This is a genomic window from Ferrimicrobium sp., assembly GCA_022690815.1.
Lineage (GTDB): Bacteria > Actinomycetota > Acidimicrobiia > Acidimicrobiales > Acidimicrobiaceae > Ferrimicrobium.
The window spans coordinates 1-12,257 of record JALCZJ010000048.1 but is presented as its reverse complement, the minus strand read 5'-3'; the positions used below and the strand labels follow the sequence as shown (position 1 = coordinate 12,257).

Sequence of the window (12,257 nt, the reverse complement as noted above, 5' to 3'; positions counted from 1 at the left end):
CGCGGGAAGTTGTGTGGTGCCAGTCCTTGCGACGACGGGCGGCCTTGGCTCGAATTGCAGCGATAGCGTCGTAGGTCTTGCGCTCGTTTGCCGATCTTGCCCTTGCCTCGCCCACCGGAGCGGTCCCCCTTGGCCGTGGTCAAAGCAAAGACCAGGAGCGAACCTATCTACAACCCATGTCCCCGGGAGTGATAGGTGGCTAAGGGGAGTCGAAGGGGGTAATAGTTTCGGTTGCAAAGCTTCTGGCTGGGCAGAATCCCTCTATCACGATTCGATTGAGCATCTCATTGCTTACCTACACCTACCGTCGGTTACTAGGTGGAAGGTATCATGGCCCGGTGGGGGAAGCCATGCCGGTGTCGACTCCAGCGCCTGCCATAGAGCTGGGGCTTATTCAACCCGTCCCTGGGCCAATATTCGTGACCGGGCTGCGGTCAGGTGATCCTCGATGGATTTGTGCCTATCACGCCGAAGCAACCGAGAGGGCGCGCTGTTGCATACCGTAAACTCCTGTCCACGGGCTTGGCGAGGATGTAACCGTTGGCTTGGTCGATGTCAGCAATCTGCCGAGCGGTGCAGAGCATGGTGCCGTCGGGGACTGGTTCTGGCCGATAGCGTCCATCAACCTGAACAATGAGGATGATTCTGGCGCCAGGCTAACTACAGCCACATGAGTGGCGGTTGGTGCCGGCAGCCCGACCGATCGCAGGCGCCCGGCACAAGTTTGGAGTCGGTATGCCCGACATACCCGCCGCTGGATGGCCGCCGGCAGGACCTCGCCAGTGCCCCAGCGAAGCAATGGTTCTGCTTCTAGACGGCGTGATTTGAGCTGAGCGTGATAGAGGCCAGTCTCGCGGAGGATGGTGACTTCGCGAAATTGGCTTGTGCCGTTTTTGGACTGGATACTCAGATTGTGAGTATCCACTTCATCCTCATCCAGCCTACGGACCATGTTGAGCGCATCACGATAGCCCAGCGCCTGGGTTACGTCACTGGCGCCGAACCAGACCTGTCCGTCGCGGTCGATGGTGCAGACTTCGAGGGTGTTGGAAGGGCCTAGGCTAAATAGCTCGCACGGGCCCGGGTGCGTCGGTGGATCCAGGTCTTATATGGCGATGATACTTTCGCACTACCATTGCCCAGATATCGTGGAAGGATACCTGGTCGTACGGTAACTTCTCCACCCGGCGAAGACTGCCAGTGAAGGGCTCAGTTCATCTCAGATGCCTATGCAAAATCAGGAGCTCGGGCTGAGGCCATTTGTAGTGTTCCTCGATTGTGCTCACAGGTTCACCATCGAAAAGAGATCCGGTCGGTGGCAACCCAACGCTGGCTCGCACGCTGCGATCATGGGTGGTTGTGGAAAGTTTACGCTTCGGCGATCCGATGTTTGGGCCGATATCATGGTTATGATAGAGCCGGGCTTAGAGCGCACCTTTACGACCCCTGAATTGTCGTCGCTTGCCCGCGGGCTCATCAGTGCAGGGCTCGTCGACGAACAGGTGTTGCGTCAAATCCTTGAAACCAAGGGTGAACAGCACTCGATCATCCGAGCTTTGGTTGAGGGTCGCGCCCTCGACGAGGTGGCGCTGTGCCATTTTCTCGCGGAACGTTATGGTGTCGAAGAGCTTGACCTCAATGGTATGAGCTTTGACCCAACGGTCATTGGGCTGCTCCCTGCGCGTGCAGCCCGTCGGTATCTGGCTCTTCCACTTCGCGAGGAAGCCAGTTCCATCATGGTAGCGATGGTGGATCCCACCGACATCGTTGCCAAAGACGACTTGAAGACCATTTTACGCAGGGACCTTCACCTAGTCGTAGTGACGTATTCGCAGTTACTAGCGACAATAGAGCGCTCCCAGCTCAACCTCCAGGCGCAGTTTGACCGCTCTGAACAGGCTGAACAGACCCAGGAGTCCTCCCAGCCTGAAGTCGCTGATGTCGTAGAAGATGGTCCGATCGTCTCATTGGTCAATCAAGTGATCTCGCAAGCGGTGCTCGATCGGGCCTCGGATATTCATGTCGAGCCAATCAATGGAGCTATTCGCATCCGCTTTCGGATTGATGGTGTGCTCCATGAGGTCGGACGGCTCAACGTGAACGTGCACGCCAAGCTGATGACGCGCATCAAGATTCTCGCGGGACTCGACATCTCCGAACGTCGTCGACCACAGGACGGTCGCTTCAGCGTTGGCATCGAGGGGCAAAAGGTGGATCTCCGGGTGGCGACGCTGCCGACCTATCTCGGTGAAAAAGTGGTCATTCGGGTGCTTGACACCGGGACGGCGCGCTTGGACCTTGGTGAACTCGGCTTCTTGCCTGATGTTCGACGGCTCTATGATCGGCTCACCGACAAGCCTTGGGGGACCATCCTCATCACAGGACCGACTGGTTCGGGTAAGTCCACAACACTATACGCCACGCTCAATCGCCTCAACCGAGTTGAGACGAACGTCATCACAGTGGAGGATCCGGTGGAGTATCAACTTAGTGGAATTGCGCAAATCCAGGTAAACCCAGCTGCTGGTGTTACCTTCTCCTCTGCGTTGCGTTCGATTCTTCGGGCCGATCCTGACATCATTCTCGTGGGTGAGATTCGCGACCGTGAGACGGCTGAGATCGCAATCGAGTCAGCCTTGACCGGACACTTGGTGCTCACGTCTCTTCACACCAATGACGCGCTCTCGACACCGACACGCCTCTTTGAGATGGGTGTTGAACCCTATCTGGTCGCCAGTGCCCTGACCGCCGTGGTGGGCCAACGCTTGGCGCGTCGCCTGTGTCTGAACTGTCGAGTTCCCTCGACCATCACGACCACCGAGCTCGGCGAACTTGGCTTTGACGTGGCGATCCAACAGGAGCCGCTTGCCTTGTTTCATCCGGCACCGAATGGATGCGAGCGCTGTTCTCGTACCGGTTATTACGGGAGGGTGGCGTTGCATGAACTACTTGAGATCACCGAGCCGATGGGGCGTGCAATCGCAGCTCGTGCGCCAAGTGAAGAGCTTGCGCGTATCGCACGAGCCCAAGGCTTCGTCAGTCTTCGTCAAGCGGGCCTCACTCAAGTATTGCATGGGATTACATCGATAGAAGAGATACTGCGGGTTTTGATTTGAGTGGGAATTTGAGACGCCGTCGGACAAGGAAGGATAGGGCAGGTGCTGGAGACCTCTCATCGGATATCGATCGACACGCTGTTAGGTGAACTGATCGCAGCTCGTGGCAGTGATCTCCATCTTTCAGTTGGTGCACGACCGTTGATTCGCGTCTATGGGGCGCTACGCGAGCTTGAAGGCCTCCCAGAGCTCGATCCTGAGAGTATCCGAGACGGTGTCTATGCGATCCTCACCCAAGCTCAGCGTGAGCGCTTCGAGGAGTCCTGGGAGCTGGATTTGGCGTACTCGTTGCGTGGTCTGGGGCGCTTTCGTCTAAACCTGTTTCGACAGCGATCGAGCATCGGAGCGGTCTTTCGCGTCATTCCCCATGAGATTCCGCCGCTTGATACCCTCGAGTTGCCTCCGGTGGTCAAGACGTTTGCGGAGATTCCAAAGGGGCTTGTGCTCGTCACCGGCCCGACGGGTTCGGGGAAGTCGACAACCCTCGCAGCCATCATCGATCTGATCAATCGGACCCAGCGACGCCACATCGTGACCATCGAGGATCCGATCGAATTCCTACATTCGCATCGCAGCTCGATCGTCAACCAACGTGAGGTTGGGACCGACACCAAAGCGTTTGCCACCGCCCTGCGTCAGGTGTTGCGCCAGGACCCTGATGTCATCATGGTGGGTGAGATGCGCGACTTCGAGACCATCGCTGCGGCGATTACGGCTGCCGAGACCGGGCACTTGGTCTTTGCTACCTTACACACCCAAGATGCTCCACAGGCCATCGATCGTATGATCGACGTCTTCCCGTCCTTCCAGCAGGCGCAGATCCGGGTGCAACTGGCGGCCTCGCTCCAGGCGATCCTTACCCAACAGCTGATTCCTCGGTGTGATCGGCCCGGGAGGGCCGTCGCTGTGGAGGTGCTCGTGGCTACCTCAGCGGTACGCAACGTGGTTCGTGAGGCCAAGAGTCACCAGCTTTACTCGATCATGCAGTCCAGTGCTCAGATGGGTATGCAGACGATGGACTCAGCTTTGCTCAGACTTGTGAAGTTGGGGCACATCTCCAGAGAGGCTGCCCTGCTGGCGACCACAAATCAACGGGAACTCTACGACGCGATGGGGGGACTTGGTGCTCGAAACCTTTGAATATCGCGCTCGCGATAGCCAAGGCAAGGTGAGGCAAGGCGCGATCGATGCTGACAGTCGTGAGGCTGTCCTTCGCCATCTCCATGACCTAGGCCTCATGCCGGTGTCGGTGAACGCGAAACGTGTTCCGGTCCTGAAACGCGATGTCAACCTCGGCCTTTCGAGAAGGGTCAAGCTCGCCGAGGTTGCCGTCTTTGCTCGGCAGTTCGCAACCATGATCGAATCAGGTATCACCATTGTGCGTGCGCTTTCGATACTGCAGGCGCAAACCGACAACCCGACGTTGCGTGATGCCGTGACTTCGATCCGTCAAGAGATCACCTCGGGTAAGTCATTCTCAGAGGCGGTAGCTGGCTTCCCCAAGGTCTTTGATACCCTGTTCGTGGCTATGGTGAGAGCCGGTGAAGTATCTGGGACCTTGGACCAGGTACTCTCGCGAGCTGCCGAGACCCTTGAGACTCGGGTAGAGTTGCAACGCAAGATCAAATCGGCGCTCACCTATCCCGGTGCGGTGGTGGTGCTCGTGGTCGTTATTTTGACGGCGATGTTGGTCTACGTGGTTCCGACGTTTCAGAGCATCTTCACCTCGCTCGGCAGTCAGTTGCCATTGCCCACACGCATCTTGATGTTCGTCTCCCATCTGGCCGTCACGTTCTTTCCGTTGTTGATCATCCTCTACGTGGGACTTGTTGTCGGGTTCATTCGCTTGCGTCGCACCAAGCGTGGTAAGGCAATGCTCGATCGCCTCGTGCTCAAACTCCCGGTTTTCGGCGTACTCATACAGAAGTATGCGGTAGCCAGATTTGCCTCAACGCTTTCGACACTGATACGCAGTGGTGTTACCCTGGTTCCTTCACTAGAGATCGCGAGTGGTGTTGCCAACAACTCGCTGGTTTCGGCGGCGGCGCTTGATACGAAGCGCGGTGTCTCTCAAGGGGAGGGAATCGCAGAGCGTCTCGGTACTCACCCCATCTTTCCGCCCATGGTCGCGCAGATGATCGCGGTCGGCGAGGAGGCTGGCTCCCTCGATACCATGCTCGAAAAGATCGCCCGCTTCTATTCCCAAGAGGTCTCAGCTATGACGGATTCACTTTCGTCACTGCTTGAGCCACTCCTGATCGTCGTGCTCGGCGCCGTGGTCGGAGGTATGGTCATTGCCCTCTATCTACCGATGCTCGACATTATCAAACTGCTCAAGTGATGATGCACCTGACCGCGATGATGGTTGGTGATCGAATACGACACTCAATCAGGCATTGAACAGACGTCCACCTCTGGGGTTAGCCGGGTAGAGTCCCATCATGGGTTGGTTGTATTACCGGTGATGTTGCAACACAGCTCTTGGCGAACCAACTATCGATCGAGCTGATGATCGGGTATGTTCAGCTCTTTGGTGCTGGCGTTCGCGGTAGGTTGCGAACCGATGGTATGAGAAGGACGGCGACTGCCGAAAGAACCAGATAGCCGGCACCAAGCAGGAACACGCCTTCGTTGGTGATGAGCTTGGCCAGTGGGGCCGCTATGACCAGACCAATGGGCAAGAAGGCCACAGAGGCAAGAAAGTCGAAGCTCGCGACCTTTGAAACCACCTCTGGCGGTACATGGGTCTGAAAACTATAAGACCAAAGAGTACCAAAGAGCTCGAGTCCGATCCCGCCGAGGAGGGCTCCTCCCGAAGTGAGCCAGACGTTGGCATGCAGGGCGAGCAGGACCATCGCGGGCGTGAGGAGCACCATCGCGATGGTGCCGGTGCGTACCGGGAACTTGGGATGATATCGCAATGCGATGAGCCCGCCAATCACGCCGCCAGTGCCAGCCCCACCCCAAATCAACGCCCAGCTGCTGGCCCCGTGATAGTAATGTTCTGCCACTACGGGTCCCAGCACCATCAGCGGTGCCCAGATGACAACGTGCCAGAGTGCGAACTGGAGATCAATGACCCAAATCCAGGTTAGCGATCGAAAGGCCCCCCAGCCGCTGCGCAGCTCGGCGATGAAGGATGTGATGTCGTTGCCACGAGTGCGGGATCCGTTCGGCAGCTGGGTAAAGATGAATCCACCGATGATCGGTAAGACTCCGGCAATTACCAGTGACAATGGGGCTGAGACGAGGACTACCAGGAAGGCTGCAAGGAATGGTCCAGCAATCGACCCGATGTTTCGATAAATGCTCCTGACGGCGCTCGCCTGCTGTCGTTGGTTTGCTGGGATGACTTCCTGGGCCCATCCCTCAAAGGCCGGGACAAAAAGGGCGTCAGCTAGTCCAATGAGTGCTGCCGCTGCCAGGTAGTAGCCCAGAATGCGGATGCCCCCGAAGGCAAGCAGGCCGGTAGCGAGCATGCTGACGCCAAAGAAGACGTCAGAGGTGACCAAGAGGTGCTTGCGCGGGAAGCGGTCGGCAAGGACTCCTGCAGCGATGATCGTCACCAGCATTGTCACCGATTCCGCCCCCAAGATGAGGCCGAGGTCGGTCGCCGAGTGCAGCAATGTGAGGATGGTGAAGCTGAGAGCGACTGGCAACATCCCATTGGCGAGTGAGACGAAGCTGCGTGCGATGGTCAAGCGTTGGATCACCGGGTCCCGGAGGATCTCAATGGTGCGAGATCGAGGTTGTCTATTCGCTTCGTGCATAACCATCCCAGTCTAGGAGCGTGCTGAATAAGCCCGATTATTGCCAAACTGAGATGCTACAAGTCCAAGTCAGAGAGCTGTGATTTTCTTGAAACATGACTTATCCAGCACGCTCCTAGGTATCGGATGCAGGAAGCAGTGATATCGTGATGATAATAAACCTATGACAGTAGCGATTCGTAGGTGAATTCGGCGTTGGCTTCCCTAACTACGGTCCCAAATGATCACATCGTCGTGTGATGATGTGCTAGTATGGTTATACCTTGTGGGGTATCCATGGGTATGTGCTGAGAGGGGAGTTAGTCGATGGACATCCTTGTGGTAGCGACGCCGGAACTTGGAGACCGATCGTACGTGATTTACGAGGGGACGACAGCCTTTGTGGTTGACCCCCAGCGTGATATTGATCGCATCATTGGAGCCTGTGCTGATCGGGGGTTGATCATCGCTGGCGTCGGGGACACCCATATGCACAACGATTACGTCAGCGGGGGATTTGCGCTCGCAAGTGAGTTGGAGGTACCATACCTCGTGCACGCTGAGGATCCAGTGTCCTTCGAACGAGTTGGGGTGCGAGATGGCGACGTATTCGACTTTGGACCGCTACACGTCACGATACTGCACACGCCTGGTCATACCCCGACACACATCTCATTTTTTGTCACGACAAGCGAGGATCCTGTTGGTGCGATCATGAGTGGAGGGTCGGTGCTCTATGGAAGTGTAGGTCGCACGGACCTGATTTCGGAGGAGATGACGGAGCCTTTGTCGCGCGCACAGTATCAGAGCGCACACCGACTCATTGAGCAGCTTCCGGGTGAGACACGGCTGATGCCAACACATGGTTTTGGTTCGTTCTGTTCGGCCGTGTCCGTTCAAGAGGAGTCAGACGGTAGCTTGTCAGGGGAGCGGCGGGTCAATATCGTGTACAAGTATCCGAGCGAGGATGAGTTCGTCGCGATGTTGATGGCGAGTTACGATCCTTACCCGGCGTACTATCGACATATGGGGCCCGCTAATCTTGCCGGTGCAACTGCACTTCGACCGAAAGAGCCGGTAATACTGTCAGGAAACGAGGCGGCGGGTGCACTCGGCGATGGGGCGATAGCCATCGATATTCGGAAGCGTAAGGAGCACTTTAACGGTCACCCTCGTGGGTCCTACCTGATGGAGTACGGGAGTCTGTTCTCGACCTATCTCGGCTGGACGATCCCGAGTGACTCAAAGATCCTTCTGGTCACTGATGCATCCTCAGACGCGCTTGCAGCGGTTCGTTCGCTTGGATTTATCGGGATTGAGCATGTCATCGGTCAAGTATCGGCCCAAGAGCTTGCCGCGGAGCTTGGCGAAGGCACGATCCAGGCCGTGACTTTCGATGACTACTTCGATGGCATTCGTGAAACGCCTCACCAACTGCTCGACGTGCGCAACCCGTCTGAACATCGGCAGAGCAAGATTCCAGGTGCTAAACAGATCCCGATCTATGAGGTGGCGAATCGACTGGACGAGCTCGACATCGACACCACCGTGGTCGTCCATTGCGCGGCTGGGTATCGCGCCTCGGCTGCGGGATCGATGCTCAAACAGCGTGGGTACGAGGTAATTGTGATCGACGACGATCTGGCCAATGGCCTCGCTCACCTCTAGCGATTGACAGGGGCATTCAGGTCGTTTGGTGTGTTGGCAAGCGATGGAGCCCAACAGCCACAGCGCTTTGAACGGTGCCAGTGGGCGCGGTCCCTCAAGTGGGTGTGTCACAACCACCAGACGGACAGGGCCACGCAGTTTGAGGATCTGTGCTCTGGAGAATCAGCAACTGGTTGAATAGTGCGTTGTGAGCGCGGTGAGTAACCTCATGTCCATGGTGCTGATGGCGGGCGTGGTTGCTGAGTCCATCTCGTGCCCAACGCTTGGCCAGCAAATCGTGACAGATGCACTGACGAGGCTCTGCTCGCTTGCTGACTGCGGGGTCTATGCGCTTATCCGTCGGTCACGTTCGCCTGTTGCTCTAGATTCGTAGGGATGGCCACGGTTTTAGGCGAGATCGGCAGGTGTGATGGGGTGGCGTTGGTAGATCAACGCGCGGTCTATCGGCTCAACGCCAAGCGAGTTGATCGTATGCAAGCAAGCCCCACCAACGATCAAGAGATGCGCCAACTGATGGCTGACTGCGCCAACGAACGCCTGGTACCCGTCATGGTGGACATTGGTGATCTTGGCTGGCGTCGTGCCCAAGGCAGCCAGGCGGGCCATGGTCGAGATGCAGCGCCGGTGGCTCCGTGCCTGCTGGCAAACTTGGCACCCGGCTTCGCACGGGTCAGATGGCGTGGTTGCGAATTAGATCGGGTCGATTTTGGTTCGTTGGTCGCCGAACAAAGAAAGCAGCAGATGATCGTTGCGATCAGCGACGATGTCATGCGACTCTTTCACCCATTGATTTCGACGACGTCACCAACCTTTACGTGGCCGTGGCCTGATGTCCCTGCCCTTGGACGAGATCTGGCGTCAATCGAGGATGACGATCCCTCCCCTCAAGGCGCAGCAGAGGTGCCACTTGATGGCTGTTTGAGCGTGGTAGGGGAGTGGTCCAGGGTGGTCGTTGGCATCTCTGCGACGACCACGCCTGAGATGATACGTGCGGGGTTGGTGTTCGATTGTGCTGCCACGATCTACGCCGCAGGCGGCGATGGCGATTATTGCGTCATCGGTTGGAGTCCCTATCTCAAGGCGGTGGCACTCGATCTCGCTACGCTCGGGCAAGAGCCGGTGACCGTGCTCAGCCCGATCGCTGCTCTGGTGCAAGCCGGTTTGCTTGATGTGCCAGGATGGCAGGAGAGCCCCCTTCGAATAGAGCCCAAAGGCTCAGCACGCCTCCTCAAACGACTCTTCCGTGACTGGCAGGCCCTACGGGATCGCGTTGGTAACCAGGGAGCCTAGCCTGATATTGCGTCCAAGGAGTAGCTGTGCGAGTACCTTGGTGTGCCCGTGGACATAGCCGTGGTCTTCTCAGGCCGTCGCGTCAATGCATTGCACCTCAAGGGTCCCATGCGCAATGTGGTTGTCAGCCGATCCGCTTCACTAGTGTCAGCGACTGGTGCCGTGTCCACTGATTGGCAGTAGATGGTTGTTGGACACGCCATTACGCCGTATGCGCACGCTGTATGGACACTTTGCGTGCCCAGGGATGGTTCGAGCTTAGGTGTCGGATGGCCACCACCAGGGGGTGTCCTGCCTCGGAGCTAGTTTGAGGCGGTCACGGCCGGTTCAGATCGAAACAGCCACTTATGCATGAAGGTAAACTTTCCAAACCAAAGGATGACGAACGAGAGCAAGTACGAACCTTGCACGACGGCATCGGTAACGATCCGTGACGACCCCAGAAAGCCTGCATTCGAGTGTGCGAAATCGACGAACCATGTCGAGAACACCAAGCCAGTGACGGCCATGAGAACGTACGGCAGCACCTCTCGTCTAAGGGACGACGGGCTCCTCTTGCCCCATGCCCAGTAGCGATTGATGAAATACGACGGAATCGCCCCGATAAGGGTGGCGGTGATCGCTGAGTCCTTGGCGTTTTCCAGTCGCAGCACCGAGAACACAAAGAATAGGACCAGCTGAGAGAAGATTGCCGTGATGATCGAACCGGTTGCATAGCGCCAGAACCGCGACCACAGTGCCCGAAGCCGGTCGTACTGTTGTCCACTAATAAAAACGGTTGCAATTCGTTTAACAACGATTTCGATCGTATCCACTTGTGGCCAGTATAGCAGAGTATCGTCCGCGACGTGACGCTCAGCCGAGCGATTGTCCAGGTCACAGGGGTGTAAATGTTACCATTTGGTTAGGTGATGGAGTAAAGGCACCCAAATACTCCTCTCGTGTGGCCACGGCTAATATACTGGAAGGCAAATATGACGGTACCTGGGGAGAGCGTCCGTGTTGACGAGTAAATCATCAAGGTGCTAGTCAGGTCAGGATCGCGAGGCCTGTAGACATCTTGTTCTGGCTTCAATGGTGGTCCAAGAGGCTTCGTCAGAAGCGGTAAGGTAGTATAACATTGACTGAGCGGGACGGCATTCGCCACGTGGTGATCACAGGGGGTGCGGGTTTTATCGGAACGCACCTCGTCAGGAGACTGCAACGCGAGGGAGCGAAGGTCACCATCGTCGATCGTAACTCACCGAGGGTCGATCATGTCGATCACTACGTGAAGGGAGCGATCGAAGACATCGCTACATGGTCCGCTCTTGGGGCCATGGTCGGCGATGATCCGGACACGCTGGTACATTTAGCTGCGAGAACATCGGTGTTGGAGTCAATCAAAGATCCTGATGATGTCTTTAAGTCAAACCTGGTCGGCTTTCACAACGCATTGGAGTATGCTCGCAACCACGACATCCAACAAGTGGTTCTCGCCTCCACGAACGCCGTGGTTGGAGGGTCGACGACTTCGGACGTGATCACGGAGTATTCGCCGTTGGCCCCACTGACTCCCTATGGTGCCAGCAAGGCGGCCGATGAGATGCTCGGGTCGGCCTACACCGAGTGTTACGGTGTTCGTGTCGCAGCTGTACGTCTCACGAACGTCTACGGCCCCGACATGTGGCGAAAGGATAGTATCGTTCCCCGACTCTTCCGTTACGCACAGGGTACGGGCGAATTCGCGATCTATGGCAGTGGCGATCAGTTCCGCGACTTTGTTTACGTCGAGGACGTTGCAGGTGCCTTTCTTAGCTTGGCAGAGAGTCGGTTTGCCGGACCTGTATCCTTCGGCTCGGGTGAAAGCGTCTCAGTGAACGAACTTGTGGCGTTGGTTGGCCAGGTTGTGGGCAAGGAGCTTGATCCCCCGCGGATTCCACCGAAGGCTGGCGAAATGGCGGGAGTGCGCATCTCGCTGGATCGGGCGCGTGCTGCTGGGTTGAAGGCCAATGTGAACCTCGAGACTGGGTTGCGCCGTGCGTGGGAGAGTTTCCTGGCCACGATTGAAAAGACGATGCCGAAGGCCTAAGGAAATTGGCTTTGCCTATTGGTTTGGTTGATTGGCTCAGCACAAGTCCGGTCATCGCTTGCCTGTTGTTGGGGGCGAGCTGCTTCGCCGTTGCTGATTGAGCAGACAAGGTGACGGCCCCGCTTGTTTCGATAGTACCGCACGTACTAGCTTATAGTTTCATTGCGTCGTCCACGTCCGTAGGGCACCTCGCGACACCATCAGGCACCTGACTCCATCTTCGGAAGATCGGATAGAGCTCGCCAATACTCGCCTTGACGAGACCAGAAGACGGGTACAACACAACATCCTTGGCCACCGAGGCAGAGGCGGGGATCCCCTCTATCGGATCCGCAAACTCTTGACCACGGCAAAGGAGAGACT

10 protein-coding genes are annotated in these 12,257 nt (G+C 57.0%); 7 read left to right on the top strand and 3 right to left on the bottom strand.

The window, feature by feature from the left end:
* Nucleotides 1-835 precede the first annotated feature (835 nt).
* The 4 genes from MP439_10720 (at nt 836) to MP439_10705 (ending at nt 5,457) form a co-directional block, all read left to right on the top strand.
* Nucleotides 836-1,060, top strand: a complete 225-nt coding sequence (locus MP439_10720; protein ID MCI2976527.1) for a hypothetical protein — start codon at nt 836-838, stop codon at nt 1,058-1,060.
* A 343-nt stretch (nt 1,061-1,403) separates the two neighbouring features.
* On the top strand, nt 1,404-3,116 hold the full coding sequence (gene tadA / locus MP439_10715; protein MCI2976526.1) for a Flp pilus assembly complex ATPase component TadA: 1,713 nt from the start codon (nt 1,404-1,406) through the stop codon (nt 3,114-3,116).
* A 63-nt stretch (nt 3,117-3,179) separates the two neighbouring features.
* Nucleotides 3,180-4,256: a type IV pilus twitching motility protein PilT gene (locus tag MP439_10710; protein ID MCI2976525.1), complete on the top strand. Its 1,077-nt coding sequence runs from the start codon at nt 3,180-3,182 to the stop codon at nt 4,254-4,256.
* Nucleotides 4,240-5,457 carry a type II secretion system F family protein gene (locus tag MP439_10705; protein MCI2976524.1) on the top strand — a complete coding sequence of 406 codons (1,218 nt, stop codon included), beginning with the start codon at nt 4,240-4,242 and terminating at the stop codon, nt 5,455-5,457. The genes MP439_10710 and MP439_10705 overlap by 17 nt, the downstream gene beginning before the upstream one ends.
* Before the next feature lie 181 nt (nt 5,458-5,638).
* Here the strand turns inward: MP439_10705 and MP439_10700 are convergent, their stop codons facing one another.
* Entirely contained in the window at nt 5,639-6,886 is a 1,248-nt protein-coding gene (locus tag MP439_10700) for an MFS transporter (protein ID MCI2976523.1), read from the bottom strand.
* A 306-nt stretch (nt 6,887-7,192) separates the two neighbouring features.
* Between MP439_10700 and MP439_10695 the strand changes: the two genes are divergently transcribed.
* Together MP439_10695 and MP439_10690 are read left to right on the top strand one after the other, a co-directional pair.
* On the top strand, nt 7,193-8,533 hold the full coding sequence (locus MP439_10695; protein ID MCI2976522.1) for an MBL fold metallo-hydrolase: 1,341 nt from the start codon (nt 7,193-7,195) through the stop codon (nt 8,531-8,533).
* A 420-nt stretch (nt 8,534-8,953) separates the two neighbouring features.
* Nucleotides 8,954-9,823: a hypothetical protein gene (locus MP439_10690; GenBank protein ID MCI2976521.1), complete on the top strand. Its 870-nt coding sequence runs from the start codon at nt 8,954-8,956 to the stop codon at nt 9,821-9,823.
* Between the two features lie 302 nt (nt 9,824-10,125).
* On the opposite strand, the gene MP439_10685 is transcribed toward MP439_10690, so the two are convergent.
* A complete protein-coding gene (locus MP439_10685) occupies nt 10,126-10,638 on the bottom strand; it encodes a GtrA family protein (protein ID MCI2976520.1) in 513 nt (170 codons plus the stop codon).
* Between the two features lie 305 nt (nt 10,639-10,943).
* Here MP439_10685 and MP439_10680 point away from each other — a divergent pair, with 305 nt between their 5' ends.
* The gene (locus MP439_10680; protein MCI2976519.1) at nt 10,944-11,894 is read left to right on the top strand and encodes an NAD(P)-dependent oxidoreductase; all 951 of its coding nucleotides are present in this window, start codon (nt 10,944-10,946) and stop codon (nt 11,892-11,894) included.
* A gap of 151 nt (nt 11,895-12,045) precedes the next feature.
* On the opposite strand, the gene MP439_10675 is transcribed toward MP439_10680, so the two are convergent.
* Nucleotides 12,046-12,257 (bottom strand): hypothetical protein (locus MP439_10675; GenBank protein MCI2976518.1); only part of this gene is annotated, 212 nt, incomplete at its 5' end.